Origin of the sequence: Citreimonas salinaria (genome assembly GCF_900107235.1) — a bacterium.
GTDB classification, from domain to species: domain Bacteria; phylum Pseudomonadota; class Alphaproteobacteria; order Rhodobacterales; family Rhodobacteraceae; genus Citreimonas; species Citreimonas salinaria.
Window position 1 is genome coordinate 1 of the sequence record NZ_FNPF01000008.1, and the last position, 24,980, is coordinate 24,980.

25 protein-coding genes are annotated in these 24,980 nt (G+C 67.1%); 9 read left to right on the forward strand and 16 right to left on the reverse strand.

What is annotated here, in order from left to right; genetic code table 11:
- Window positions 1–293 (forward strand): hypothetical protein (locus BLW27_RS21440; protein WP_218141105.1); only part of this gene is annotated, 293 nt, incomplete at its 5' end.
- Window positions 294–618: 325 nt separating this feature from the next.
- On the opposite strand, the gene phoB is transcribed toward BLW27_RS21440, so the two are convergent.
- From phoB to BLW27_RS11180, 7 genes are all read right to left on the reverse strand, one after another.
- Complete coding sequence (phoB, locus tag BLW27_RS11150; RefSeq protein ID WP_089883287.1) at window positions 619–1,308, reverse strand: phosphate regulon transcriptional regulator PhoB; 690 nt, start codon at window positions 1,306–1,308, stop codon at window positions 619–621.
- A 1-nt stretch (window position 1,309) separates the two neighbouring features.
- Window positions 1,310–2,041 (reverse strand): phosphate signaling complex protein PhoU, encoded by a 732-nt coding sequence (gene phoU / locus BLW27_RS11155; RefSeq protein WP_177177880.1) that lies wholly within the window; start codon window positions 2,039–2,041, stop codon window positions 1,310–1,312.
- A gap of 12 nt (window positions 2,042–2,053) precedes the next feature.
- Entirely contained in the window at window positions 2,054–2,851 is a 798-nt protein-coding gene (gene pstB, locus BLW27_RS11160; protein ID WP_089883291.1) for a phosphate ABC transporter ATP-binding protein PstB, read from the reverse strand.
- Between the two features lie 22 nt (window positions 2,852–2,873).
- On the reverse strand, window positions 2,874–4,175 hold the full coding sequence (gene pstA, locus BLW27_RS11165) for a phosphate ABC transporter permease PstA (RefSeq protein ID WP_089883293.1): 1,302 nt from the start codon (window positions 4,173–4,175) through the stop codon (window positions 2,874–2,876).
- 10 nt (window positions 4,176–4,185) lie between these two features.
- Window positions 4,186–5,562: a phosphate ABC transporter permease subunit PstC gene (pstC, locus tag BLW27_RS11170; protein WP_089883295.1), complete on the reverse strand. Its 1,377-nt coding sequence runs from the start codon at window positions 5,560–5,562 to the stop codon at window positions 4,186–4,188.
- 68 nt (window positions 5,563–5,630) lie between these two features.
- Window positions 5,631–6,668: a PstS family phosphate ABC transporter substrate-binding protein gene (locus tag BLW27_RS11175; RefSeq protein ID WP_089883297.1), complete on the reverse strand. Its 1,038-nt coding sequence runs from the start codon at window positions 6,666–6,668 to the stop codon at window positions 5,631–5,633.
- Window positions 6,669–6,840: 172 nt separating this feature from the next.
- The gene (locus BLW27_RS11180) at window positions 6,841–7,728 is read right to left on the reverse strand and encodes a LysR family transcriptional regulator (protein ID WP_089883299.1); all 888 of its coding nucleotides are present in this window, start codon (window positions 7,726–7,728) and stop codon (window positions 6,841–6,843) included.
- A gap of 320 nt (window positions 7,729–8,048) precedes the next feature.
- Between BLW27_RS11180 and BLW27_RS11185 the strand changes: the two genes are divergently transcribed.
- From BLW27_RS11185 to mnhG, 7 genes are read left to right on the forward strand one after another with little or no spacing between them, the layout of a single operon-like run.
- Entirely contained in the window at window positions 8,049–10,307 is a 2,259-nt protein-coding gene (locus tag BLW27_RS11185; protein ID WP_089883301.1) for a putative monovalent cation/H+ antiporter subunit A, read from the forward strand.
- Window positions 10,304–10,723, forward strand: coding sequence for a Na+/H+ antiporter subunit B (locus BLW27_RS11190; protein WP_089883303.1), 420 nt, complete (start codon window positions 10,304–10,306; stop codon window positions 10,721–10,723). The genes BLW27_RS11185 and BLW27_RS11190 overlap by 4 nt, the downstream gene beginning before the upstream one ends.
- Entirely contained in the window at window positions 10,723–11,088 is a 366-nt protein-coding gene (locus BLW27_RS11195; protein WP_089883305.1) for a Na+/H+ antiporter subunit C, read from the forward strand. The genes BLW27_RS11190 and BLW27_RS11195 overlap by 1 nt, the downstream gene beginning before the upstream one ends.
- Window positions 11,085–12,620, forward strand: a complete 1,536-nt coding sequence (locus tag BLW27_RS11200; RefSeq protein WP_089883307.1) for a Na+/H+ antiporter subunit D — start codon at window positions 11,085–11,087, stop codon at window positions 12,618–12,620. The genes BLW27_RS11195 and BLW27_RS11200 overlap by 4 nt, the downstream gene beginning before the upstream one ends.
- The gene (locus tag BLW27_RS11205; protein ID WP_089883309.1) at window positions 12,617–13,102 is read left to right on the forward strand and encodes a Na+/H+ antiporter subunit E; all 486 of its coding nucleotides are present in this window, start codon (window positions 12,617–12,619) and stop codon (window positions 13,100–13,102) included. Before BLW27_RS11200 ends, BLW27_RS11205 begins: the two co-directional genes overlap by 4 nt.
- Window positions 13,099–13,404 carry an MrpF/PhaF family protein gene (locus BLW27_RS11210; RefSeq protein WP_089883311.1) on the forward strand — a complete coding sequence of 102 codons (306 nt, stop codon included), beginning with the start codon at window positions 13,099–13,101 and terminating at the stop codon, window positions 13,402–13,404. Before BLW27_RS11205 ends, BLW27_RS11210 begins: the two co-directional genes overlap by 4 nt.
- Entirely contained in the window at window positions 13,401–13,823 is a 423-nt protein-coding gene (gene mnhG, locus BLW27_RS11215; protein WP_089883313.1) for a monovalent cation/H(+) antiporter subunit G, read from the forward strand. Before BLW27_RS11210 ends, mnhG begins: the two co-directional genes overlap by 4 nt.
- 8 nt (window positions 13,824–13,831) lie before the next feature.
- Here mnhG and BLW27_RS11220 read toward each other — a convergent pair whose 3' ends face one another.
- The 9 genes from BLW27_RS11220 to bhcA all read right to left on the reverse strand — a co-directional run bounded on the left by BLW27_RS11220 (window position 13,832) and on the right by bhcA (window position 23,874).
- Window positions 13,832–14,563, reverse strand: coding sequence for a proteasome-type protease (locus BLW27_RS11220; RefSeq protein ID WP_089883315.1), 732 nt, complete (start codon window positions 14,561–14,563; stop codon window positions 13,832–13,834).
- 10 nt (window positions 14,564–14,573) lie between these two features.
- Entirely contained in the window at window positions 14,574–15,371 is a 798-nt protein-coding gene (locus BLW27_RS11225) for a transglutaminase family protein (RefSeq protein WP_089883317.1), read from the reverse strand.
- Window positions 15,372–15,376: 5 nt separating this feature from the next.
- A complete protein-coding gene (locus BLW27_RS11230) occupies window positions 15,377–16,318 on the reverse strand; it encodes an alpha-E domain-containing protein (protein WP_089883319.1) in 942 nt (313 codons plus the stop codon).
- Between the two features lie 4 nt (window positions 16,319–16,322).
- Window positions 16,323–17,747 (reverse strand): circularly permuted type 2 ATP-grasp protein, encoded by a 1,425-nt coding sequence (locus BLW27_RS11235; RefSeq protein ID WP_089883570.1) that lies wholly within the window; start codon window positions 17,745–17,747, stop codon window positions 16,323–16,325.
- Window positions 17,748–17,828: 81 nt separating this feature from the next.
- Window positions 17,829–19,088 carry an NAD(P)/FAD-dependent oxidoreductase gene (locus BLW27_RS11240; RefSeq protein WP_089883321.1) on the reverse strand — a complete coding sequence of 420 codons (1,260 nt, stop codon included), beginning with the start codon at window positions 19,086–19,088 and terminating at the stop codon, window positions 17,829–17,831.
- Between the two features lie 65 nt (window positions 19,089–19,153).
- The gene (bhcD, locus tag BLW27_RS11245; protein WP_425429294.1) at window positions 19,154–20,158 is read right to left on the reverse strand and encodes an iminosuccinate reductase BhcD; all 1,005 of its coding nucleotides are present in this window, start codon (window positions 20,156–20,158) and stop codon (window positions 19,154–19,156) included.
- Window positions 20,159–20,363: 205 nt separating this feature from the next.
- Entirely contained in the window at window positions 20,364–21,527 is a 1,164-nt protein-coding gene (bhcC, locus tag BLW27_RS11250) for a 3-hydroxy-D-aspartate aldolase BhcC (RefSeq protein ID WP_089883323.1), read from the reverse strand.
- Between the two features lie 173 nt (window positions 21,528–21,700).
- A complete protein-coding gene (gene bhcB, locus BLW27_RS11255) occupies window positions 21,701–22,687 on the reverse strand; it encodes a beta-hydroxyaspartate dehydratase BhcB (RefSeq protein ID WP_089883325.1) in 987 nt (328 codons plus the stop codon).
- Window positions 22,684–23,874 (reverse strand): L-aspartate--glyoxylate aminotransferase BhcA, encoded by a 1,191-nt coding sequence (gene bhcA / locus BLW27_RS11260; RefSeq protein WP_089883327.1) that lies wholly within the window; start codon window positions 23,872–23,874, stop codon window positions 22,684–22,686. Before bhcA ends, bhcB begins: the two co-directional genes overlap by 4 nt.
- A 163-nt stretch (window positions 23,875–24,037) precedes the next feature.
- Between bhcA and bhcR the strand changes: the two genes are divergently transcribed.
- Window positions 24,038–24,880, forward strand: a complete 843-nt coding sequence (gene bhcR, locus BLW27_RS11265; protein WP_089883329.1) for an HTH-type transcriptional regulator BhcR — start codon at window positions 24,038–24,040, stop codon at window positions 24,878–24,880.
- Window positions 24,881–24,980: the final 100 nt, after the last annotated feature.

Below are 24,980 nucleotides of genomic sequence, written 5' to 3' on the forward strand. Positions count from 1 at the left end.
CTTGTAGCTCGGCGGGATTGGTCTGCTCATGCAGGCCAGCTACCACGCTGGATTCACAAGATGAATCCCTCACCTCGCCTTTGCGCAACAAAGCCGAAATGGCCGATCATGGTCGGGCGCGGGAATTTCTCGACGATGGTGAGGCCACGGCGGAGAAACTTCCGGATTCGATGCGCCTTGAAGTGGCCGAGGACTTTGCAGGGCTTAAACAACGGCTGGACCGGAAGCGAGAGTCCTCTCCTGTGGCCTGCACCACGAATGCTCTTGACAGCGTTCCAGCGTCCGATGGTTAGACATCGGCCTGCACAACTCATTGAGCAACATAATGCCCCGAAAAGTGTCTAAGATCTTTTAGTCCATTGATTTTGCTTGCGTGGGGCAGTCCTCCTCGGTCCGCCACCACCCCACCTACACTCGATCACGACACCCGACCGCTTTGATCCGGGCGGTCGTTCATAGGGCCTGCGATGGCTTTGTTGGCCAGAGTTCCGCAGCGGCAACGACTTCCGACATCCGGTGCAGCCGTCCTTCGTCGCGTCCGCGATCCGAATGCCTGCGCTCGAGTGTCGCCGGACCCGTGGCCGGCCCTCACGCCGCGCAGGTGGGTGTCGCGGCCTGCTAGCCCAGCGCGTAGCCGGCGCCACGCACCGTGCGCACCGGATCGTCGCCGCCATGCGCGCACAGCGCCTTGCGCAGCCGGCCCACATGCACGTCCACCGTCCGGCTGTCGACATAGATGTCGCGCCCCCAGACCCGGTCCAGAAGCTGTTCGCGCGACCACACGCGACCCGGCTTTTCGAGGAACGTCGACAGAAGGCGGAATTCGGTCGGCCCCAACTTCACGGCCGCGCCTGCGCGCGTGACCCGATGGGTCTCCGAATCCAGTTCAATGTCCTCGAACTCCAGCCGCACGCCCACCGAAGAGGGGCGGACTCGGCGCAGTTGCGCGCGCACCCGCGCCATCAGTTCCAGGACCGAATACGGCTTGACCACGTAATCGTCCGCGCCCATTTCCAGCCCGCGCACGCGGTCGACATCCTCGGAGCGGGCGGACAGCATGATGATCGGCGTGTTGCGCGTCTGTGGCCGGATCTTCACCTGGCGGCAGACCTCGATCCCCGACAGGTTCGGCAGCATCCAGTCCAGAACGATGATGTCGGGGGCTTCCTCGACCACCTTCATCAGGCCCTCTTCGCCATCGCAGGCACGAACCACGCGAAAGCCCTCGGCCTCGAGGTTGTAGCTGAGGATTTCCTGCTGCGCGGCCTCGTCCTCGACCACCAGCACCGTCGGCTGTCCCCCGGCCATCTCAGACGTCCCGCGCCGCGACGGGCGTGCTGAAGGCCGGGTCGCACGAGGTGCGGTCGCTTTTCGCACGCACGTCGCCGGGCCGGGTGCCCGATGTCAGGAAAACCACCTGTTCCGCGATGGACGTGACGTGATCGCCCATGCGCTCGATGTTCTTGGCGATGAAATGCAGGTGCATGCAGGGCGTGATGTTGCGCGGGTCCTCCAGCATGAAGGTCAGCAATTCCCGGAACAGCGTGTTGTAGAGCTGGTCGACGTCCAGGTCGCGCGCGATCACGTCCCGGGCCAGCGCCTCGTCGCGCTGGATATGGGCGTCGAGCGCGTCCTTGAGCATGGCTTCGACCTCGCGCGACATCCGGCGCAGCGATTTCGCGGCGCCTCCGATCTCGGGCATCTCGATCAGGATGCCGGTGCGCTTGGCCATGTTCTTGGCCAGGTCGCCGATCCGTTCGAGGTTGGCCGACATGCGCATCACCGACAGGATCACCCGCAGGTCGATTGCCGTGGGCGCGCGTAGCGCGATGACGCGTGCGGCCTCGTCGTTGAGCATGTCCTCGAGCGCGTCGACCGCCGCGTCGCCGTCCCGGACCCGTTCGGCCAGTTCCACATCGTGCGTGGCCAGCGACTTCGCTGCGTCGCGGATCGCCGCCTCGATCAGGCCGCCCATCTTCATGATCTGCGCCTGGATGCCTTCGAGATCGCGCTCGAAGGCCGATGAGATATGCTGTTCCATGATGCCCTTCGCTTATCCGATGCGGCCGGTGATGTAGCTTTCGGTGCGCTGGTCCCGGGGATTGGTGAAGATCCTGTCCGTGTCGTCGTATTCGACCAGATCGCCGAGGTGGAAGAACGCCGTCTTCTGGCTGACGCGCGCGGCCTGCTGCATCGAATGGGTCACGATGACGACCGCGTAATCCTGCCGCAGCTCGTCGATCAGCTCCTCGACCTGGGCCGTCGCGATCGGGTCGAGGGCCGAGCACGGCTCGTCCATCAGCAGCACCTCGGGTTCGGTCGCGACGGCACGCGCGATGCACAGGCGCTGCTGCTGGCCGCCCGACAGGCCCGTACCGGGTGCGTGCAGGCGGTCCTTGACCTCGTCCCAGATGGCGCCGCGGCGCAGGGCCTTTTCCACGATCTCGTCCAACTCGGCCTTGTTGCGCGCCATGCCGTGAATCTTCGGCCCGTAGGCAACGTTGTCGTAGATCGACTTGGGGAAGGGGTTTGGTTTCTGGAACACCATGCCGACCTGGGCGCGCAGCTGCACGGCATCCACCGACCGCGCGTTGATGTCCCGGCCGTCCAATTCGATGTCGCCGGTCACGCGGCATGTCTCGATCGTGTCGTTCATCCGGTTGAGGCAGCGCAGGAAGGTCGACTTGCCGCAGCCCGACGGGCCGATGAATGCGGTCACGGTCCTGTCGGCGATGTCGACCGAGACGTTCCTGATCGCGTGCGTCTCGCCGTAGAACACGTCCACCGAGCGGGCCGAGATTTTGGTGTTCGCCATGTTCACGTCCCGCTCGATCTTTCTAATGTCGTTCATGGGCTTGTCCTTTCCGGGACGGTTACCATTTGCGCTGGAACTTCTGCCGCAGGAAGATCGCGACCGCGTTCATCGCCACGAGAAAGCCCAGCAGGACGAGGATCGCGGCCGATGTCCGCGAGACGAAGCCGCGCTCGGGGCTGTCGGCCCAGATGAAGATCTGCGTCGGCAGGGCGGTGGCGCTGTCGAAGGGGCCGGAGGCGGCCGAGGTGATGAAGGCGTTCATCCCGATCAGCAGCAGCGGCGCGGTTTCCCCCAGCGCCTGCGCAAGGCCGATGATGGTGCCCGTCAAGATGCCCGGCATTGCCGGCGGCAGGACGTGCTGGAACACCACCTGCTGCCGCGACGCGCCCAGGCCCATCGCTGCCTCGCGGATCGAGGGCGGCACCGCCTTCAGCGCGGCACGGGTCGCGATGATGATGGTCGGCATGGTCATCAGGGCCAGCGTCAGGCCACCGACGAACGGGACCGAGCGCGGCAGCCCGAACCAGTTGATGAACACCGCCAGCGCCAGCAGGCCGAACACCACCGAAGGCACCGCCGCGAGGTTGTTGATGTTCACCTCGATGAAGTCGCTGAGCTTGTTCTTGGGCGCGAACTCCTCGAGGTAGATCGCCGCTCCGATCCCCAGCGGGAAGGATATGAGGAAGCAGACGAGCAGCGCCCAGAACGACCCTACAAGCGCGCCCTTCAGGCCGGCGAGTTCGGGAAAGCGCGAATCCGCGTTGGTGAACAGCGCCCAGTTGAACGGCTTGGAAACTGCCCCCTGCTCGGCGAGTGTGTCGAACCAGGCGATCTCGTTGTCCTTCACGCGGCGGAGCGCCTCGGGCGTCGCGCGCTCTATCAGGCCCTTGTTCAACTGGTCGTAGGGGTCCGAGACCGGCACCGTCATCGTGATCGTCTCTCCGATCAGGGACGGGTTGGCCACGACAAGGTCGCGCAGCATGAACTGCGCGCCGTTGGACAGGATGCCGGCGACGCTGCGGGCGGTCGCGCGGTCCTCGGTGCCCACCTCGGGCAGCATGGACGCGAGCGAGTCCACCAGGACATCGTCGAAATCGCCCCGGGGCAGGTCTTCGGCCTCGATCTCGTCGGGGTCAACGTAGACGTCCAGCGTCACGTGCGTCTGCGTGAACGCCTGCCAGCCCGTCGACACAAGCGACCCGACCAGGATGAACAGCATCAGGAAGGCGATGCCGATTGCGCCCATGCCCAGCCATTTCAGCCGCGCCTGTTTCGCGTGGCGCCGCTTCAGCGACGCGGCGACCAGCTCGCTCGCGCGGTTCGGGGTCCGGCCGGGCGGCCTGTTGGTGACATCGGTCATGGAAGGTGCCTCAATCGTAGGCTTCGCGGTACTTGCGCACGATGCGCAGCGCGAAGATGTTGATGACCAGGGTGACCAGGAACAGCATCATCCCCAGCGCGAAGGCCGCCAGCGTCTTAGGGTTGTCGAAGGACGTGTCGCCGATCAGCAGGGTCACGATCTGCACCGTGACCGTGGTCACGCTGTCCAGCGGGTTGATCGTCATCCGCGCCATGAGGCCCGCGGCCATCACCACGATCATGGTCTCGCCGATGGCCCGGCTGACCGCCAGCAGGATGCCTCCGACGATGCCGGGCAGGGCGGCGGGGAACAGCACGGTGGTCATCATCTCGCCGCGCGTCGCACCAAGGCCAAGCGAGCCGTCGCGCATCGCCTGCGGCACGGCCGACAGGGCGTCGTCGGCGAAGGACGAGATGAACGGGATCAGCATGATCCCCATGACGCCGCCCGCGGCGAGCGCGGTGTTCGGCGCCACGTCGATGTCGATCGTCGCGCCGAAGGAACGGATCGCCGGCGCCACGACGAGGATGGCGAAGAAGCCGTAGACCACCGTCGGAACGCCGGCGAGGATCTCGAGCACGGGCTTCACGACCGACCGGACGCGGCCCGGCGCGAATTCGTTGAGATAGATCGCCGACAGCAGCCCGATGGGGATGGCAACGACCAGTGCCACGACGGTGATCACCATCGTGCCAAGGATGACAGGCAGCCAGCCGAACGCGCCTTCGGCGGCGATCTGGTCCGCGCGGATCGGGATCTGCGGCTCCCAGTTCGTGCCGAACAGGAATTCCGACACGGGAACGGCCTGGAAGAACCTGTAGGTCTCGAAGGTCAGCGACAGGATGATGCCGACGGTGGTGAAGACCGCCACGGTCGAGCAGAAGATCATCAGCCCGGACACGATGCGCTCGACCCCTTGGCGCGCGCGGAAGCCCGCGGACACCCGGCTGCGGGCGAAAGCGATGATGGACAGGCCCAGGACAGCCACCACGACGACCAGCAGCCAGCCAGAGGTTTCCCGAAGCGCCACCAGCCGGTCGGCCGCGGCCAGCTTCCAGTCCTCGGGCGTGCCGAAGACGCGGCCGCCGGCGATCGACTTGATCTCGGCAAGGACAAGCTGCCTGCCGCCGGTGTCGAGGCCTTGCAGCGCGCCCTGGGGCAGGCCGCCCATGACCATCCGGTCGATGAGCGGGCCCTGCAGGACCAGCCAGGCCAGGATGATCGTCAGGACCGGCACCAGCACCAGAAGCGCCGAGAACATCCCGTGATACCCGGTCAGCGAATGGAACCGGCCGCCGCCGGCCCGGACGGACTGCGCGGCGTAGCGGTTGAGCATGTAGCCGAGAATGGCGGCCATTAGCAGCAGGAGGAATGCGAAACCGGTCATGGGAGGCCCTGTAGTAAAGGATGCGGGCCGACAGACCGGCCCGCACGTTGGCTCAGCGAAGACGCGTGTTATTCCGGGGCTTCCATGGATTTGCCGTTCAGGACCGCGTCCTGCAGCTCTTCGCGGCGATCCTCGGCCAGGGCGACCAGGCCGCGCTCGGCCAGGTAGCCGTCTTCGGCCAGCGCATCGTCCGACATGTATTCCTCAAGGAACTCGTTGAGGTTCGGGATGACGCCGCGATGTGCGTTCTTCACGTAGAAGTACAGCGGACGCGAAATCGGGTAGGACTTGTCCGCGATGGTGTCGGTCGTCGGCTCGACGCCGTTGATCTTGACGCCCTTCAGCTTGTCGAGGTTCTCGTAGAGGAACGAGTAACCGAAGATGCCCATGGCGTTCGGGTCTGCCTCGAGGCGCTGCACGATCAGGTTGTCGTTCTCGCCTGCTTCGACAAAGGGCCCGTCGGTCCGCATGCGCGAGCAGTTTTCCTCGATCCAGTCGCCGTCATGACCGGCTTCCTGCACGTAGGGCAGTTCTTCGCAGCCGGCGTGCATCGCCAGCTCGACGAACGCGTCGCGGGTGCCGGAGGTTGGCGGGGGGCCGTAGGCGAGGATTTCCACGTCGGGAAGGTCGGGGTTGATCTCGCTCCACTTGGTGTAGGGGTTGTCGACCCACTCGCCGTCGACCGGAACCTGCGCACCGAGCGCCTGGTAGATCTCGGACAGCGTCAGGTCCCAGTCGTTCTCGTTGGCGCGCGACACGGCCAGCGAGAGGCCGTCGAAGCCGATCAGCGCCTCGGAGATGTCGGTCACGCCGTTCTGCTGGCACAGCTCGTACTCCGACGCCTTCATCGCGCGCGATGCGCCGGTGATGTCGGCGTGCTGCTCGCCGATGCCGCCGCAGAATATCTGCATGCCGCCGCCGGTGCCGGTCGATTCCACGATCGGCGACGGGGCGCCGGTGTTGTTCGAGAACTGCTCGGCCACGGCCTGGGTGTAGGGGAACACGGTGGAGGATCCGACGATGCGGATCTCGTCACGGGCGGCGGCGGCAGTGGCAGAGACGGCCGCGAGGGCCAGCGCCGACACGGTAAGCTTGGTGAAAGACATGGTGACTCCTGTGTGCGTTCAGGGCCGGAGCATTCGGCCTCGAAGCGCTGGCTAACGGGAGTCTGTGATGCCAATGCAAAAGTTTCTTGACGGTTTTGTAACAGCGCTCGCCGGCGGCAAAGCGCCCGCCGCGCGATGCCTGCCGAAACAATGGCGGCGCTTTCGCGTCCGCTCAGGTCTCGGCCGCCATGCGTCGCGCCTCGGCCAGAAGGGCGGCGATCACCGGGGTGTGGGGATCGCGGTAGGGCGCCACGAGGCCCACGGCGTGGCCCTGTTCGCCGCCCTCGATCGGTACGCTGGCCAGCGGCTTGCCGGCGGTCAGGAAGGCCGCCATCTCGGCCGGCAGGATCGTCATCCAGTCGCCCTGTTCCACGTGCGCGACCAGCATGACGGTCGAGTTCGACTCGACCATCGCCTGCGGCTCGATCCCGGCCAGCATGAAGCAGCGGTTGATGATCCTGCGGTTCTGCATCTCGGGGGTCAGCAGGCACAGCGGCGCGTCGCGCAGGTCGGCCCAGGTCACCGAGGCACGCCCCGCCAGCGGCGCGTTCGAAGCACAGATCAGGTGGTAGTGCTCGCGGTAGAGCGGCTGCGTGCTGACCCGGCCCAGCGGCTCGTTGTCGAGGTACGAAAGACCTGCATCGGCGTCCAGGTTGTCGATCATCTGCAGGATGTCGATCGAGGACCGCGACAGCACGGTGAACCGTACCGCGGGATGCCGCCGCGCAAACCGCGCCATCAGCGTCGAGGCGCGGGTCAGCGCGGTCGGGATCACGGCGAACCGCACCGTCCCCGCCAGCCCGTGGCGCAGCGCGCGCATCTCCTGCCGCAGCTGGCGGGCGTCGCCGACGATGCGGCGCGCCCAGATCAGCGTGCTTTGCCCCTCGGGCGTCAGCCCGCCATAGCGCGACCCGCGAAAGATCAGCTGCACGCCCAGCTGTTCCTCGAGGTTCTTGATTCCGGCCGAAAGCGTGGGCTGCGTGATCCCGAGGCTTTCCGCCGCGCGCCCGAAATGCTGTTCCTTGGAGACCGCAAGGAACATCTCCAGCTTGTCGAGCATGCAGGCTTTCCCCTGTTCGCCGGACCCAATGCGGCTATGTCGTCCAGCGCGTCAAGGCAGGCGGCGCACCGGGGCGGACCATGCACCAAGAGATTGCGCAACTGCGACATTCAGGCTTCGGCCGGTCTGTTGATAGGCTGTTTCTGTCATGGTAACGGCGACTTTCGATTGGAACAACGCGGCATAGAACGGTAGGTCTTCGCTCGAATCGTTTGGGAGGGCGGCGTGCAGAACCACAGGCAGATGGTGCATCCGGAACCGCGTCGCGCGCGAGCGGGCCTTGCATCCGCATTCATCCCACGCCGGTCGGGCCTTCCGGCATGAGCGACGGTCCACGCGGCAACGGCTGGGTCGGAATCCTGCCGATCCTGCTCTCGGCGGCGATTTTCGCAGGATTTCTGGGTGCGCTGCCGCGCGTCTCGGACGGCGAGCCCCTGCGCCTCGCGGTGGACTGGGTGCCGTCGCTGGGCGTCACGCTGTCGTTCCTGCTGGACGGGCTGTCGCTGACCTTCGCGCTGCTGATTTCGGGGATCGGCACGCTGGTCTTCCTGTACTCCAACAGCTACCTCGCCGGGCATCCGCAGTTCGCACGCTTCGTGCTGTTCCTGTTCTCGTTCATGCTGGCGATGCTGGGCCTGGTCCTGTCGGACAACCTCATCGGCGTGTTCGTGTTCTGGGAGCTGACGACGATCACCTCGTACCTGCTGATCGGCTTCGGGCACGAGACGAAGAAGGGCCGCCGCTCGGCGCTGCAGGCGCTGCTGGTCACGGGCGCGGGCGGGCTGGCGATGCTGGCGGGCTTCATCCTCCTGGGCAACGCGGCCGGATCGTTCGAACTGTCCGAGATCCTGACCGACCCCGAGGCGCTGAAGGCGCACGAACACTACACCGCGATCCTGGTGCTGGTCCTGCTGGGCGCGTTCACCAAGTCGGCGCAGGTGCCGTTCCACTTCTGGCTGCCAAACGCCATGGCCGCGCCGACGCCGGTTTCTGCTTTCCTGCATTCGGCGACGATGGTGAAGGGCGGCGTCTACCTGCTGGCGCGCCTGCATCCGGGCATGTCGGGTACCGACGGATGGATCTGGTCGCTGACCATCGCCGGGGCCCTTACGGCGGTGCTGGCCAGCGTGCTGGCATTGCGCCAGACCGACCTGAAGCAGGCGCTGGCCTACACGACCCTGATGGCGCTGGGCACGCTGACGCTGCTGCTGGGGCAAAGCTCGGCCTACGCGATGACGGCCTTCGCGACCTTCCTCGTGGTGCACTCGCTCTACAAGGCTTCGCTGTTCCTGATGGTCGGCTGCATCGACCACGAGACAGGAACGCGCGAGGCGGGCATTCTGGGCGGGCTCGCGCGCGCCATGCCCGTGACCGCGGTCGCGGCGGCGTTGGCCGGGCTGTCGATGGCGGGCCTGCCGCCCTTCATCGGCTATATCGGCAAGGAATTGATCTATGCCGGCGCGATCGTCGCGGAATCCAGCCCGGTCTTCGTGACCGCGGCCGCGCTGGCGGCGAACGCCCTGATGGTCGCGGTGGCGGGCGTGGTCGCGCTGGGCCCGTTCTGGCGCAAGCCGGGCGGCAAGCTGCCGAAAACCCCGCACGAGGCGCCCTGGCCGATGCTGGCCGGGCCGCTGCTGCTGGCGCTGGGCGGGCTGGCTTTCGGGACCTTCCCCTGGCTGATCGAGGAGTCGATGATCGCGCCGCTTGTCGGCGGATTGCTGGGCGACCCGGACCAGACGAAACACCTGCACCTGTGGGCTGGCGTGAACCTGCCACTTTTCCTGTCGCTGGCGACCTTCGCGCTCGGCTTTCTTCTGTACGCGCTGCACCGGTCGCTGCGCGCCGCGCTGGCGCGCGCCGACGCCGCGACGCCGACGCTCGACGATTGGTGGGACAGGTTCCTTGACGGGCTGAAGGCGCTGGCTGCGTGGCAGACCGCGCTGCTGCAGTCGGGCGTGCTTCGCCGCTACATGGCGGTGATGTTCCTGGTCGTCCTCGTCGGGCTGGTTGCGACGATGGTTGCGCGCGGGGTTCGCGTGCCGATGCCGGATCTGAGCGACGTGACGTGGATGAACGTCGCGCTGGTCATGCTGATGATCGTGGGCGCCGTGCTGGCAACGTTGACCACCTCGCGCATCACCGCGATGGCTTCGCTGGGCGTGGTCGGGATCGGCGTCGCGATGATTTTCATCGTGTTCTCGGCGCCCGACGTCGCGATCACGCAGCTGATGGTCGAGACGCTGATCGTCGTCCTCGTCGCCGTCGCACTGCTGCGGCTGCCCAAGCTCGACCGTGCGTCGGAAGACTGGCGCCCTCTGGACGCGCTTCTGGCCGTGGGCGTCGGCGGTGCCGTCAGTGCCGTCATCTTCGCGGTGATCGCCACCCCGGTCGACCGCCGCCTGACGGATTTCTTCGAGGTGGCGTCCTACCCCGAGGCGCACGGACGCAACATCGTCAACGTCATCCTGGTGGATTTCCGAGCGCTCGACACGTTTGGCGAGATCTCGGTGGTGATCATTGCCGCGCTGTCGGCCTACGCGCTGCTGCGGGCCCGGCCTTCGAAAGGGGGCGATAGATGAACTCGATCATCCTTCGGGCCGGCACGCGCTATCTTTCGGCGCTGCTGCTGGTCTTCTCGCTCTACATGCTGCTGCGTGGCCACAACGAGCCCGGCGGCGGCTTCATCGGCGGGCTGATCGGCGCGATCGGGTTCGTGCTTTTTGCCATCGCTTCGGGCGTTGCCGATGCCCGCCGGTCGCTGAGGGTCCAGCCGCAAAACATCGCCATGGTCGGCCTCGGGATCGCGCTTATCGCTGGCATCGCGGCGGCGTTGTTCGGTGACGATCTGTTCACCGGTCAATGGCTGTTCCTGGGCGCCGCGCTGGGCGAGAAAGGCCTGCCGCTGTCGACCGTGCTGGTGTTCGATATCGGCGTCTATCTGGTCGTCTTCGGGTCGATCCTGACGCTGGTCTTCGCCATGGAAGAGGAAATCTGATGGAGGCCCTGCTTGCCATTGCCATCGGCGTACTGGTCGCCGCCGCGGTCTATCTGATGCTGGCGCGCAACGTGCTACGCTTCCTGTTCGGGCTGGTCCTGATCTCGAACGCGGCGAACCTGACGATCTTCGTCTCGGGCGGGTTGGTCGAGGGAGCGCCGCCTCTGATCCCCGAGGGCGCCTACGCGCCCGCAGGCGAGGTGGCCAACGCCCTGCCGCAGGCGCTGGTGCTGACCGCCATCGTGATCGGCTTCGGCCTGTTCGCCTTCGCATTGGTGCTGACTCTGCGGGCCTATTCCGCGCTGGGCACGCTGTTCTCGGACGACATGCGCGTGGCCGAACCGCGCGGGGACAACGACGTATGAGCTGGATCCTTGCCGCGCCCCTCGTGCTGCCCTTCCTGACGGCGGTCCTGTCCTTCCTGTGGCGGCACAGTCCCGCCGGGCGCCGGATCAGCGTCGCAGGCAACGTGGCCCTTCTGGTGGCGGCGGGCGCATTGCTGGCCGCCGTGCTGGACGAGGGCGTGGTCGCCGGACAGATGGGCGGCTGGGCCGCGCCGTTCGGCATCACGCTTGTCGCCGACTACCTGGGGGCGGCAATGGCGATGATCACCGCGATCACCGCGCTGGCCACCGCGCTTTACGCGATGGGCGATATCGACGAGCACAAGGCCGGTCTGGGCTTCCACGCGCTGTTCAACGTGCTGATCGGCGGCGTGACCGGGGCCTTCCTGACCGGCGACCTGTTCAACCTCTACGTCTGGTTCGAGGTCATGCTGATCTCGAGCTTCGGGCTGCTGGTCCTCGGCGCCTCGCGCGCGCAGATAGACGGAGGGATCAAGTATGTCACGCTGAACCTGATCTCGACGATCCTGTTCCTGTCGGGCGTCGGCCTGCTCTACGGCATGACCGGCACGCTGAACATGGCCGACCTTGCCCGCGTGGTGCCCGCGCTGGAAGACCAGGGGTTGGTCACCACCGTCGCGATGCTGTTCATGATCGCATTCGGCGTGAAGGCGGCCGTCTTCCCGTTGTTCTTCTGGCTTCCCGCCTCCTACCACACCCCGGCCTACGCGGTGTCGGCGGTATTCGCCGGCCTGCTGACCAAGGTGGGCGTCTACGCGCTGATCCGCGTCTTCACCATGATCTTCACCGAGGATACGGGCTATACTCACACGATCCTTCTGTGGGTGGCGGGGCTGACCATGATCACGGGCGTTCTTGGAGCGGCGGCGCAGAACGACATGCGCAAGATCCTGTCGTTCCACATCGTCAGCCAGATCGGCTACATGGTGCTGGGCCTCGCGCTCTACACGCCGCTGGCGGTGGCGGGCGCGGTGTTCTACGTGGTTCACCACATCATCGTGAAGGCCAATCTGTTCCTGATCGCGGGTATCGCCGAACGCGCCGCCGGGTCGAGCGACCTTGCCCGGATCGGCGGGTTGTACAAATCGGCTCCGCTGCTGGGCGCGCTCTTCCTTGTCCCCGCCTTCTCGCTCGCGGGCTTTCCGCCGCTCTCGGGGTTCTGGGCCAAGTATGTTCTGGTGGCCGCGGCGCTCGACGTGCAGGGCTGGCTGGTCGCCGGCGTGGCGCTGCTGGTGGGCGCGCTGACGATCTACTCGATGACCAAGATCTGGGCCGAAGCGTTTTGGAAGGCGCATCCCGACGGGGTGGAGCCGAAGCTGACGCGCATAGGGACCGCGCAGCGCCGGTGGCTTCTGGCCCCGGTCATCGGGCTTGCCGCGCTGACCATGCTGATCGGCCTGTTCCCGCAGCCCTTCATCGGCTTCGCCGAGACGGCGGCGCAGCAACTTCTGGACCCGTCTGATTACATCCGGACCGTCCTGGGCGCCGACGCGCTGCCGATGCCTGCCGATCTGGCAGAGGAGGCGTCATGAACACCTTTGGCGTCAACCTGCTGCTGGCCGTTTCGTGGTGCGCGTTCTTCGGCAGCTTCAGCGCATTGATGCTCGGCAGCGGGTTCCTTCTGGGGTACGGCGTGCTGTGGCTTCTGCAGCCGCTCACGGGCATGCGGTCGCGCTATTTCGGCCGGGTCTATTACAGCGTGAAGCTCGCCATCATGTTCCATTACGAACTGGTGGTCTCGAGCCTGCAGGTCATATGGGACATCGTCACGCCGGCCTACAGCGCACGTCCCGCGCTGATCGAGGTTCCGCTGGACGTGAAGTCGGACACCGGGATCCTGCTGGTGACAAACCTGATCTCGCTGACGCCGGGCACGCTCAGCATCGACGTAAGCGAGGACCGAAAGACCCTGATCGTGCATGCCATGTTCGCCGAAGATCCCGAGGCGGTGTGCCGCAGCCTGAAACAGGGCATGGAGAAATGGGTGATCGACGCCGTGGAGGGACCCGCATGAGCTTTCTGACGATCTGCGTCGGCATCGGATTCGTGACGGTCCTGCTTGCCGTCATCATGGCGTTGCTGCGGCTGGCGCTTGGCCCGACGCTGCCCGACCGTGTCGTCGCGCTGGACATGATGACCGTCGCGATCGTGTCGTTCTGCGGGCTGATGGCGACGCAGGCCGAGGATCCGGCATTCCTCGACGTGGCTCTGGCGCTGGCTCTTGTGGGCTTCCTCGCCACCGTCGCACTGGCGCGTTTCGCCGAACGGATGCTGGAACGGCGGGCTCGGAACGACGCGGACGAGGACAGGCCATGATCGAGATTTTTCAGGGCATCCTGTTCGTCACCGGCGGCTTGCTGATGGTCGTCGCCGGGATCGGCATCCTGCGGCAGCCAGACGTGTTCATCCGCATGCACGCCTCGACCAAGGTGGGCACGCTGTCGTCGGGCCTGATCCTGCTGGGCGTGGCACTGCATTTCGAAGAGCCGGTGGTCATCTTCAAGGTCGTGCTGATCGTGCTGTTCCTGCTGCTGACGGCTCCGATCGGCGCGCACATGATCGGTCGTGCCGCGCTGCGCATCGGCGTCGATCCGTGGGGGATCGAGCGCAAGACGGTGCGGTTGCAGGACGTCGTCGCCCATGAAGCGGCGGACAAGACCAATCCCGCCAAGGCCGGTGCACAGACCGAACCCGATGCGAACGACCCCGCCGACGGCATGGGCAGCGGCCGCTAACGCGCGGCTCACAGCGAGAAGTCGGGCAGGTATTCCAGCGCGCTTTTCAGGGCTTCTCCCCAGCGCCGCGAGATCGCGTCGTAATAGGGGTCGTCCGCCGGAATGCGCTGCGACGGCCCCAGCGCCAGCTGGTCGCGCTGGACGATCTGCAGGTCGAACGGCGCCCCTACCGACAGGTTGGCCTTCACCGTGGAGTCGAAGCTGACCAGCAGCAACTTGACCGCAGCCTCGAAATCCATGTCCGGGTCGTAGGCCCGGACCAGGATGGGCCGGCCATACTTCGTCTCGCCGATCTGGAAGAAGGGCGTGTCCTCGCCCGCTTCGATGAAGTTGCCTTCGGCGTAGATCAGGAACAGGCGCGGCGGCCCCCCGGCGATCTGACCACCCAGGATCATAGTCGCGCCGAAGGGCGATTCCGCCGCGGGGCCGGCCTGGTTGTGCCGCGCGATCACGTCGCGCAGCATGCCCGCAACGATGCGCGCGGCCTGGTACATCGACGGCGCCTCGAGCAGCGAGGGCGCGCGTTCGTCCACCGCCTTCGACCGCTCGTCGAGTTCCGAGACCACCGCCTGCGTCGTAGCCAGATTGCCGGCGGTCATCAGCACCAACACCCGCTCGCCCGGCTTTTCCCAGGTGAACATCTTGCGGAAGGTCGACACGTTGTCGACGCCGGCATTGGTGCGCGTGTCCGACATGAACACGAGGCCCCTGTCCAGGACCATCCCGACACAATAGGTCACTGATCTTCCCCTATTGCTGCTGGACCGCGATATCCACGCGCAGAGCCTCGCCGTGGCCGCCCACCTGCAGCCCCGTGACCGGCGCCGCATCGGCGTAGTCCAGCCCGGTTGCAACCCTGACGTAGCGTGCATCCGGCGAAATGCCGTTGCTGGCGTCGAAGCCGACCCAGCCCAGCCCCTCCACATGCGCCTCGCCCCAAGCGTGCATCGCGTCCTGCCGGACTTGGCCATCCATCAGCAGGTAGCCCGACACGTAGCGTGCGGGAAAGCCCAGCTCGCGCGCGCAGGCCAGGAAGACGTGGGTGTGGTCCTGACAGACGCCTTCGCCGGCGTTCAGCGCGTCCTCGGCAGTCCAGGTCGCTTCGGATGCACCGACAAGGTAGACCACCGCCTCGCTGATGGCGGCCGACAGGGCGTGCAGCCGCGCCAGATCGCTGTCGCCGTCGATCCCGCGCAACAGCTTTCGCGTGGCAGGCCCGACGCGCGTGCGGTCGGTCGGGCGCGCGTACAGCCAGAGCGGCGCCGGCCCGCGATGCGGGCCGACGATGCCCGAGGTGTCGTCGATGGTCACCAGCCCTTCGCTGACGACCTCCAGTTCGGTCGTCCCGCGGTCGAAGCTGATCAGTTCGACCACGTTGTTGTGGTGGTCTTCGAAGCTCACTTCGCGCTTGCCGCCCTCGATCCGCGTCACCCAGTCCAGCACGTGCTGCCCGTTGCTGGACTTCGGCGTCTTTCGCAATTGCTGCAGCCCGTAGGTCAGCGGTGTGTCGAAGCGGTATCGCGTGGCATGCTTGATGCTGAGGCGCATGGGGCTCACTCGTAGAAGCGGAAGTCGATCTCGATCTGCCGGCCGAGCGTGCCCAGCGCGCCGATCACTTCCTCGATGTATTCGTGCAGGCCGAAATCGAAGACCGCCTCGATGTCGTGGGTCAGGAGGCGGCGCACCAGCGCATCGGCCATCTCGAGCGATTGCGGGCGTGTGCCGTAGTTCGAGGCAAGGTAGCCCAGGTTGTCGCGCAGCTTGACGGCGCAGAAGGCCAGGCTGCGGGGCATCCGCTTGTCGAGGATCAGGAACTGCGCGATGTTGCGCGGCTCGACCGCCCCGCCGTATTCCATCCGGAACCCGCCGCGCGCCGAGACGGAACGCAGGATCGTCTCCCACTGGACGTTGTCTATGCTGGATCCCACCGCGCTCATCCCCGGCAGCAGGACATAGTACTTCACGTCGAGAATGCGCGCCGTGTTGTCCGCGCGTTCCAGAAAGGTGCCCAGACGGGCGAAATCGTACATGTCGTTGCGCAGCATTGTTCCCAGCGTCGCGCCGCGAACCAGCGCGGTGCCCTGCCGCACCAGCCCCAGCACGCGGGGCAGGTCGCGTTCCGACACACGCCGGGCCAGGCGCTCCTCGGACCCCATGTAGGCGCGGTTCATCGCCTCCCAGACCTCGCCGGTCAGGGCCGTGCGCACCAGCCGCGCGTTCTGCCGCGCCGCCCCGATGGTCGATCGCACGGCCGAGGGATTCTCGCGCGCCCTCAGCATCCAGTCGATCGCGGCGTCCTTGCCCAACTCTTCGTTGTGGGCGTGAAAGCCGGACGCCATGCCCGCCGTCTGCAGGACAGATTCCCATTCCTCGTCGCCGTCGCCCAGTCGGGTCAGCGCGATGCGCTGGCCGGTCTCGATCAGGCGCGAGGTGTTCTCGGCCCGCTCGAGATAACGATACATCCAGAAGAGCCCGTTCGCGGTCTTGCCCAGCATCGCCTCAGTCCTCCAGCACCCAGGTGTCCTTGGTGCCGCCGCCCTGCGACGAGTTCACCACCAGGCTGCCCTTCTTCAGCGCCACCCGCGTCAGCCCGCCGGGGGTGACGTTGATGCCGCCCGGGCTCATCAGCACGAAGGGCCGCAGGTCGACGTGGCGGGGCGCCAGCCCCTTGTTGGTGAAGATCGGCACCGTCGACAGGCTCAGCGTGGGCTGCGCGATGTAGTTGCCGGGCCGAGCCTTCAGCTTCTTCGCGAACTCGCGCAGCTCCTTCTTGGTCGCGGTGGGGCCGATCAGCATGCCGTAGCCGCCCGATCCGTGCACCTCCTTGACCACCAGGTCGGACAGGTTGTCGAGCACGTAGGCCAGGCTGTCAGGGTCCGAGCAGCGCCAGGTCGGCACGTTCTTCAGGATCGCCTTCTCGCCCGTGTAGAACTCGACGATGTCGGGCATATAGCTGTAGATCGCCTTGTCGTCGGCGATGCCGGTGCCGGGCGCGTTGGCGATCGTGATGCCGCCCGCGCGGTAGACGTCCATGATGCCGGGCACGCCCAGCGCACTTTCCGGGTTGAAGTTCAGCGGGTCCAGGAAATCGTCGTCGACCCGGCGATAGAGCACGTCGATCGCCTTGTAGCCTTCGGTGGTGCGCATAGCCACGCGGCCGTCCACCACGCGCAGGTCGTGTCCCTCGACCAACTCGACCCCCATCTGGTCGGCCAGAAAGGCGTGTTCGAAATAGGCTGAGTTGTAGATCCCCGGCGTCAACACCGCGACCGCAGGGTTCGCGCGCTGCATGTCCGGCGCGCAGGCCATGAGCGAGGTGCACAGGTCGCGCGGGTAGTTCTGCACCGGCTGCACGCGGTTGCGACTGAAGAGTTCAGGGAACATCTGCAGCATCGTCTCGCGGTTTTCGAGCATGTAGCTGACGCCCGACGGCGTGCGGGCATTGTCCTCGAGCACGAAGAACTCGTCGTCGCCGGTGCGCACCAAGTCGATGCCGACGATGTGGGTGTAGATCCCGCCCGGCGGCGTGACGCCGATCATCTGCGGCAGGAACGCCTCGTTGCGGGCGATCATCTCGGCCGGAAGGCGTCCGGCGCGCACGATCTCCTGCCGGTGGTAGATGTCGTGCAGGAAGGCGTTGATCGCGCGCACGCGCTGCTCGATCCCGCGGGTCAGCCGCTGCCATTCCCGCCCCGAGATGATGCGCGGGATGATGTCGAAGGGGATCAGCCGCTCTTCGGCCTCGGCGCGGCCGTAGACGTTGAAGGTGATGCCCGACAGGCGGAACAGCTCCTCGGCCTCGCGCTGCTTGGCGCGCAGGCGGGCCGTGTCCTCGGTTTCGAGCCAGCTGTTGAAGGACGCGTAGGGCTGGCGCAGCGTCTGGTCGCGGCCCCACATCTCGTCGAAGATCGGTGTCTCGGTCATGTCACCACCATACATCGGGGCCGTGGTTCGACAATGCTTTCGAACGACAGGCGCGCGATTGCGCGGCGTGGCGACGGTTTTTCAGGCGCTTCGGGAAAAGCGCGCGGGGGCGTAGGGGGCCATGTCGGTGTTCTGCCGACCGCCGGCGATCATCCGCGCCAGCAGCTTCCCGGTGCGGGGGCCCGAGGTCAGGCCAAGATGGTGGTGCCCGAAGGCGGTCCAGACGCCCTGCGCGCCCGGCACTTCGCCGATCACCGGCAGCGAATCCGGGATGCCCGGTCGGTGGCCCAGCCACGACGTCTCGTGCGACCAGCGCAGGCCGGGCAGGGCCGCGCGCGCCAGCCTGCGCAGCAGGGCCACCGGCGCGTCCGAGGGGCCGGCCGTCAATCCGCCGATCTCGAGCGCGCCGGCCAGGCGGAGGCGGCCCTCCATCGGCGTCATCACGAACTGCCCGCCCGAGACCATCGTCGGCGCACGCAGGGTGATCGAAGGCTCCCATAGATCGAGATGGTAGCCCCGTTCCGATTCCAGCGGGACGCGCAGGCCGAGCTGCCGGCAAAGCGACGCCGACCACGCGCCCGCCGCGATCACGGCCGCGTCGCAGGCGACCACCTCGCCCCCGGCCCGGACGCCGCGGATTTCTCCGCCTTCGGTGACGATGGCGGTCGCGTCGGCACGCAGAAGGCGCAGCCCGGCGTTTTCCGCGTGCCGCGCGAGCGCGCGGACATAGGCGGCGGGATCGGAGACGTAGCCATGGCCCGGCAGCGCCACGGCAAAGCCGGTCGCAGAGGAAAACGCGGGGTCGTAGGCCTTCAGCGCGGCGCGGTCCATCTCGGTCCAGGTGTAGCCCGCCGCGCGGCACAGATCCCACTCGGCGCGCTCTGCCTCGAACGCCGCGCGGTCGGGGAAGACGTGCAGGTAATCCGACGCGAAAAGGTAGCGCGCCGCCTCGGTGCCGTCGCTGAGCGCGCGGTGTTCGTCGTAGCTGCCCTCGGTCAGGGCCGCCATGGCGCGGGCGATGCGCGTGGTCTGGGAGGCGCTGCAATAGGACAGGTAGCGCAGCAGCCAGGGCAGCGCGCGCGGCAGGTGGCGCCAGCGCAGGAACAGCGGCGCGTCGCGGCTCATCAGCATCCGGGGCAGGGCGGCGGGCAGGCCCGGCCCGGTCGCCGGCACGAAGCCCGACGCCGCCAGAACGCCGCCATTGCCGAAGCTCGCGCCCTCGGCCGGGCCCGTGCGGTCGATGAGCACGACGTCGTTCCCCGCCCGCAGAAGCCAAAGCGCAGTCGAGACGCCGACGATCCCGGCGCCGATGATGGCGATTGTCCTGCGATCCCCGGTCACGGCCCGTCTCCTGTAGACGGGCCGAGGATTGACGCGAAGCGGCCGCTGTTACAAGCGCCGCGCGCTCAGAAAGGAACCTGCTGCGCCTTGCCCGCCTTTAGCGCAAGATCGACCACCTTGGCGGCGACAGCCAGATCCTGCAGCCCGACGCCCGTCCCGTCGAACAGCGTGACTTGATCGTCGGAGGTGCGGCCCTTGGCCGTGCCTTCGATGACGGCGCCGATCGGGGTGATGTCGGCCTCCTTGATCAGGCCCTGTGCGACGGCATGCTGCGCCTCGCCCAGGGTGACCGACTGCGCGACCTCGTCGGTGAATACCGAGGCGCGGGCCAGCAGGGCGGGGTCGACCTCCTGCTTGCCCTTGGTGTCTGTGCCCATGCAGGCGACATGCGTGCCCGGCTTGACCCAATCGGCCATCAGCTGCGCGTCGTGGCTGGAGGTGATGGTGATGATCACGTCGGCCTGCGCGCACAGATCCTCGCGCTCGACCGCCTCGAAGGGCAGGCCAAGCTCCTTCGCCGTATCCTCGAGGCGCGACAGCATCTCGGGGTGGTAATTCCAGCCGACGACCTTGTCGAAGTCGCGCTGCGCACAGGCGGCGCGCATCTGGAAAGCGGATTGGTGCCCCGCGCCGACCATGCCCAACACCTTGGAATCCTTGCGCGAAAGATGCGCGATCGACACGGCCGAGGCCGCGGCCGTGCGCAAGGCGGTCAGCAGGTTGCCGCCCACCAGCGCCTTGACGCGTCCGGTGTCGGCATCGAACAGGATAACGGTCGACTGGTGGTTGGTCAGGCCGCGCGCCTCGTTGCCGGGCCAGTAGCCGCCCGATTTCAGCCCCAGCGCCAGCGCCGCCTTGTCGAAGCCCGACTTGAAGCCGTAGAGCGCGTCGGCGTGGCCGATCGCCTCGCGGATCACCGGGAAGTTGTAGGCGTCGCCGCGTGCCATGGCGGCGAAGGTCGCCTCGACCGCGTCGAAGGCCGAGGCCGCATCCATCAGGCCGCCGATCTCGGATTCGGGGACGATGGTGACCATGTTGGCGGCGGTTGCTGTCTTGTCGGGGGCGTTCATCGGGCGCTCTCTCCTTGGCGAAAACGGGCGGAAACGGGCCTGCACATCCGATGCACATCGCATGCACAACCCGTGCGTATGGCGTGCGGCCGGCGGGGCCGCGTCGACCGGGGCGCGCGGCCGGGGCACGGCCGTATCGCCGGAGACGCGACACCCCCGGCGCAGATCCGCGCCGGGCGGGGTCGCGCCCCGCCCGGTGACGGTCCTAGTAGGCCTTGCCGCGGGCCGAGACCGGCCAGACGGTCTCGACCTTGCCGCCGCGCACGCCGACATACCAGTCGTGCACGTTGCAGGTGGGGTCGCAGTGGCCGGGCACGAGCTTCAGCTTCTCGTTGATCTTGAGCACGCCCTTGGGGTCCTCGATCACGCCGTGCTCGTCGCTGCACTTGACGTAGGTCACGTCGTCGCGGCCGTAGACGAAGGGCAGGCCGCTGTCGACCGACTGCGCCTTGAGGCCGGCGTCGCAGATCGCCTTCTGCTGCTTGGCGTGCGACATGACGCTGGTCAGCAGGAACAGCGCGTTTTCCCATTCGCCCTGGTCGATCCGGTTGCCGTCCTTGTCGAGGATGCGGCCGTAATCGGCGTCCATGAAGGCGTAGGAGCCGCACTGAAGCTCGTTGTAGACACCCGAGTTGCTCTCGAAATAGTAGCTGCCCGTGCCGCCGCCACCGACAATGTCGCACTCCAGCCCCTCGGCCTTGAGGCCTTCGACCGCGTCGCGGACCATGCCGATGGCCACGTCGACCTTGGCCTTGCGGTCCTCGTAGCTGTCCATGTGCTGCATCGCGCCCTGGTAGGCCTGCAGCCCGGCGAACTTCAGCCCCGGCGCCGCGTCGATCGCCTTGGCGATGCGTACCACGGCCTCGGTCGTGGTCACGCCGCAGCGGCCGGCGCCGCAGTCGATCTCGACCAGGCACTCGATCTCGGTGCCGTGCTTCTGCGCGGCGGCGGACAGGTCGCCCACGTTGGCCTCGTCGTCGACGCAGACGATGGTGCGCGCACCCAGCTTGGGCAGGCGGGCGAGACGGTCGATCTTGGCCGGGTCGCGCACCTGGTTCGACACCAGCACGTCCTTGATGCCGCCGCGGGCGAAGACCTCGGCCTCGGACACCTTCTGGCAGCACACGCCGCAGGCGCCGCCCAGTTCGACCTGAAGCTTCGCCACGTCGACGGACTTGTGCATCTTGCCGTGCACGCGATGCCGCATGCCGTGTTCGCGGGCATAGTCGCCCATCTTCTTCACGTTGCGTTCCAGCGCGTCGAGGTCGAGCACCAGGCACGGAGTCTGGATGTCGGCCTCGTCCATGCCGGGAACGGCGGGAATGTCGTAGCCGACTTCGAAGTCGTCGAGATTGCTTACGTCTTTCATCAGTCTTCTCCCATGCTGCGCGCTGTGGCGCGGGTTGTCGGGTCGGGCGGCGCGCCTGGCGGGGGCGGGCCGGGCGAGGGTTTCCGATAGGAAACATATCAGCGCCCGGACCGGGGATTCAACCGCTGCCCCTGAAAGAGCGCGCCAGTCCGACCACTATCCCGGGCGGGTCTTCAGTAGCCGACGACCCAGGGCAGCTTGTCTAGGTCCACGTTGCCGCCGGTGATGATGACGCCCACGCGCTTGCCGCGGAACACCTCCGGGTTCTTCAGGATCGTGGCCAGCGGCGGCGCGCACGACGCCTCCATCACGATCTTCATGCGCTTCCAGGTCAGCTTCATCGCGTCGACGATCTCGTCCTCGGAGGCGGTGAGGATGTCGGTCACGTGGCGCGACACGAAGTGCCAGGTCAGGTCCTTCAGCGGCACCTTCAGCCCGTCCGCGACGGTGTCGGGCGCGTCGTCGGCGATGATGTGCCCGGCCTTGAAGCTGCGCATGGCGTCGTCGGCGTTCTCGGGCTCGGCGGCGTAGATCTTCACGTCGGGCGCCAGCGTGGACAGCGTCAGGCAGGTGCCCGAGACCATGCCGCCGCCGCCGATGGGTGCGATCACCGCGTCCAGCCCGCAGCCGTCCATCGCGTCGATCTGCTCCATCAGTTCCTTGGAACAGGTGCCCTGGCCGGCGATCACGCGCGGGTCGTTGTAGGGGTGCACGAACTCGGCGCCGGTGGCTTCCTGCACCTCGGCGAAGACCGCCTCTCGGCTGGAGGTCGAAGGCTCGCATTCGGTGATGATGCCGCCATAGCCGCGCACGGCGTCCTTCTTGGCCTGCGGCGCGGTGCGCGGCATGACCACGTGGCAGGGGATGCCCCGGCGCCCGGCCGCGTAGCTGAGCGACAGCGCGTGGTTTCCGGAACTGTGCGTGGCGACGCCCTTGTCGCACATCTCCTCGGGCAAACCGAAGACGGCGTTGGAGGCACCGCGCACCTTGAAGGCGCCGGCCTTCTGGAAGTTCTCGCACTTGAAGAGCAGTTGCGCGCCGGTGAGCTCGTTCAGGTAGGACGAGGTCAGCACCGGCGTGCGGTGGATATGCGGCTTGATCCGCTCGTGCGCGGCCAGCATGTCCTCGTAGGTGGGGATGCGGGTATCGGTGTCTTTCATTGTGCTGCCATCCTTTCCGTCTGCGCGCCGTGGCGATAGACAGACTGCGCCGCCGCGACGCCCGCGCCAAGGGTGATGTCGAGCCCGAGGTCGGCCATGACCATCTCCGCCGTGGCGATGCCTGACAACGCCATCGCGTCGGTCATCGATCCCAGGTGGCCGATGCGGAACACCTTGCCCGCGACGTCGCCCAGGCCGGTGCCGAAGGCCATGCCGTAGTCGCGCGACGCGGTCTCGACGATGCGCGAGGCATCGAAGCCTTCAGGCGTGCGGACGGCGGTGACGGTGTTGGAATACAGCTCGGGCGATTTCGCGCACAGCTCCAGCCCCCAGGCGGCGACCGCGGCGCGCACGCCGCTGGCGATGCGCGCATGCCGGGCGAACACGTTTTCCAGCCCTTCGTCCAGCAGCATGGCCGTGGACAGCTTCAGGCCGTTCAGCAGGCCCACCGCGGGCGTGTAGGGGTACCCATTCGCGGCATAGCCCTTGCGCATGTCGTCGATGGAAAAGAACGTCCGCGGCAGCGTCGCGGTCTGCGACGCGGCCACCGCCTTATCGGAAAAGCCCACGATGGCCAGCCCGACCGGCAGCATGAAGCCCTTCTGCGACCCGGTCACCGCCACGTCGACGCCCCAGCCGTCGAAGTCGAACGGCATCGAGCCGATGGAACTGACCCCGTCGACCAGCAGCAGCGCGCCGTGCCCCGCCGCGTCCAGCGCCCGGCGCACGCCCGCGATGTCCGACACGACGCCGGTCGCGGTCTCGTTGTGGGTGGCCAGCACGGCCTTAATCCCGCCCCCGGTGTCGGCGCGCAACGCCTCCTCGAACGCGGCGGTGGGCACGCCCTCGCCCCACTCCACGTCGATCTGCGTGACCTGCAGTCCAAAGCGCTGGCACATGTCGATCCACTTGTGGCTGAACATGCCGTTGCGTGCCGCCAGCACCCGGTCGCCGGGCGACAGCGTGTTGGCGATTGCCGTCTCCCAGCCGCCGGTGCCGGTTGACGGAAAGACGAAGGTCTCGCCCGTGGATTGCCCCATCACCTGCCGCGCGCCGTTCAACGCCGGATGCAGGATGTCCGCGAAGGCGGCCGAGCGATGGTCCATCGTCGGCATGTCGCAAGCCTTGCGGATCGCGTCCGGGATGTTCGTCGGGCCGGGGATGAAGACCGGGTTCTGCAGGCTCATGGACGCGCTCCTCCTTGGATCGCGGGCACCCTATGCCCGGTGGCGGCGCGTCGTCCATTTTTTTGAAATCTTTTTTCGGAACGCCAACCGGCTGAATTTGCGCCTTGCGTCAGGCACTTGCATTTTCCACACTGCGAGAAATCATTTCACTGACGGAGCGGCAATGGCGACGGCAGAGGACGGCACGGGACAAAGGCGCGCGCGGGGACGGCCGCGGGCGTGGTCCGACACCACCGAGCAGAACCGGATCAAGTCGCTTGACCGCGCCATCGGCGTGCTGGAACGGCTGTCGGAACTGGGCGGCGCCACCCTGTCCGACCTGGCCGAGGCGACGGATCATGCGCCGGCTTCGCTCTACCGCATCCTGGTGACGCTCGAGTCCCGCGGCATGGTCGATTTCGACCCGGTTCCGCAGACTTGGCACATTGGGCCCAGCGCCTTCCGCATCGGCTCGCGCTTCCTGCGCCGCACGTCGCTGGTGGAACGGGCGCGCCCCGTCCTGCGGACGCTGATGGAGGCGACCGGAGAGACCGCGAACCTCGGCATCGCGCGCGAGGGACACGTGCTGTTCGTCAGCCAGGTCGAGACGCATGAGAGCATCCGCGCCTTCTTCCCGCCCGGAACCATGTCGCCCATGCATGCCTCAGGCATCGGCAAGGCGCTGCTGGCCCAGCTTCCTCCCGAGCGTGCTGCGCACATAGCCGCGAAGCACGGGCTGACGCGCTTCACCGGCCGCACCCTGACCGCGCCCGAGGCGCTGGCCGCGGACCTCGCCCAGACCCGCCGCCGCGGCTATGCCATCGACGACCAGGAAAAGACCCGCGGCATGCGCTGCATCGCCGCTCCGATCTTCGACATGCACGACGAGGCGGTGGCCGGCCTGTCGATCTCGGGGCCCGCCGACCGCCTGCCGGATGACGCGATTCCAGACATCGGCGCCAAGGTGATCGAGGCGGCGGCCTCCGTCAGCCGCGGTCTCGGCGCCGGCCGGGTCGCTTCCGTCTGACACATTCCCGTGGTCGGGGCGAAGGCCCCGACCGGGGGCGCGGGGGCGCAGTCCCCGCATATGAGAGAGCGCGCCGAAAGGCGCGCCCCTTTTGGCAGAA

What these genes read in the sequence shown, in the direction of transcription:
- bhcC (WP_089883323.1), bottom strand. Translation starts at nt 21,527, where the DNA reads ATGAAAGACGTAAGCAATCTCGACGACTTCGAAGTCGGCTACGACATT.
- BLW27_RS11200 (WP_089883307.1), top strand. Translation starts at nt 11,085, where the DNA reads ATGAGCTGGATCCTTGCCGCGCCCCTCGTGCTGCCCTTCCTGACGGCG.
- mnhG (WP_089883313.1), top strand. Translation starts at nt 13,401, where the DNA reads ATGATCGAGATTTTTCAGGGCATCCTGTTCGTCACCGGCGGCTTGCTG.
- BLW27_RS11225 (WP_089883317.1), bottom strand. Translation starts at nt 15,371, where the DNA reads ATGCGCCTCAGCATCAAGCATGCCACGCGATACCGCTTCGACACACCG.
- BLW27_RS11190 (WP_089883303.1), top strand. Translation starts at nt 10,304, where the DNA reads ATGAACTCGATCATCCTTCGGGCCGGCACGCGCTATCTTTCGGCGCTG.
- BLW27_RS11210 (WP_089883311.1), top strand. Translation starts at nt 13,099, where the DNA reads ATGAGCTTTCTGACGATCTGCGTCGGCATCGGATTCGTGACGGTCCTG.
- bhcD (WP_425429294.1), bottom strand. Translation starts at nt 20,158, where the DNA reads ATGAACGCCCCCGACAAGACAGCAACCGCCGCCAACATGGTCACCATC.
- pstA (WP_089883293.1), bottom strand. Translation starts at nt 4,175, where the DNA reads ATGACCGATGTCACCAACAGGCCGCCCGGCCGGACCCCGAACCGCGCG.
- BLW27_RS11235 (WP_089883570.1), bottom strand. Translation starts at nt 17,747, where the DNA reads ATGACCGAGACACCGATCTTCGACGAGATGTGGGGCCGCGACCAGACG.
- phoU (WP_177177880.1), bottom strand. Translation starts at nt 2,041, where the DNA reads ATGGAACAGCATATCTCATCGGCCTTCGAGCGCGATCTCGAAGGCATC.
- BLW27_RS11180 (WP_089883299.1), bottom strand. Translation starts at nt 7,728, where the DNA reads ATGCTCGACAAGCTGGAGATGTTCCTTGCGGTCTCCAAGGAACAGCAT.
- BLW27_RS11205 (WP_089883309.1), top strand. Translation starts at nt 12,617, where the DNA reads ATGAACACCTTTGGCGTCAACCTGCTGCTGGCCGTTTCGTGGTGCGCG.
- BLW27_RS11175 (WP_089883297.1), bottom strand. Translation starts at nt 6,668, where the DNA reads ATGTCTTTCACCAAGCTTACCGTGTCGGCGCTGGCCCTCGCGGCCGTC.
- pstC (WP_089883295.1), bottom strand. Translation starts at nt 5,562, where the DNA reads ATGACCGGTTTCGCATTCCTCCTGCTGCTAATGGCCGCCATTCTCGGC.
- BLW27_RS11185 (WP_089883301.1), top strand. Translation starts at nt 8,049, where the DNA reads ATGAGCGACGGTCCACGCGGCAACGGCTGGGTCGGAATCCTGCCGATC.
- bhcB (WP_089883325.1), bottom strand. Translation starts at nt 22,687, where the DNA reads ATGAAAGACACCGATACCCGCATCCCCACCTACGAGGACATGCTGGCC.
- bhcA (WP_089883327.1), bottom strand. Translation starts at nt 23,874, where the DNA reads ATGAGCCTGCAGAACCCGGTCTTCATCCCCGGCCCGACGAACATCCCG.
- bhcR (WP_089883329.1), top strand. Translation starts at nt 24,038, where the DNA reads ATGGCGACGGCAGAGGACGGCACGGGACAAAGGCGCGCGCGGGGACGG.
- BLW27_RS11230 (WP_089883319.1), bottom strand. Translation starts at nt 16,318, where the DNA reads ATGCTGGGCAAGACCGCGAACGGGCTCTTCTGGATGTATCGTTATCTC.
- pstB (WP_089883291.1), bottom strand. Translation starts at nt 2,851, where the DNA reads ATGAACGACATTAGAAAGATCGAGCGGGACGTGAACATGGCGAACACC.
- BLW27_RS11195 (WP_089883305.1), top strand. Translation starts at nt 10,723, where the DNA reads ATGGAGGCCCTGCTTGCCATTGCCATCGGCGTACTGGTCGCCGCCGCG.
- phoB (WP_089883287.1), bottom strand. Translation starts at nt 1,308, where the DNA reads ATGGCCGGGGGACAGCCGACGGTGCTGGTGGTCGAGGACGAGGCCGCG.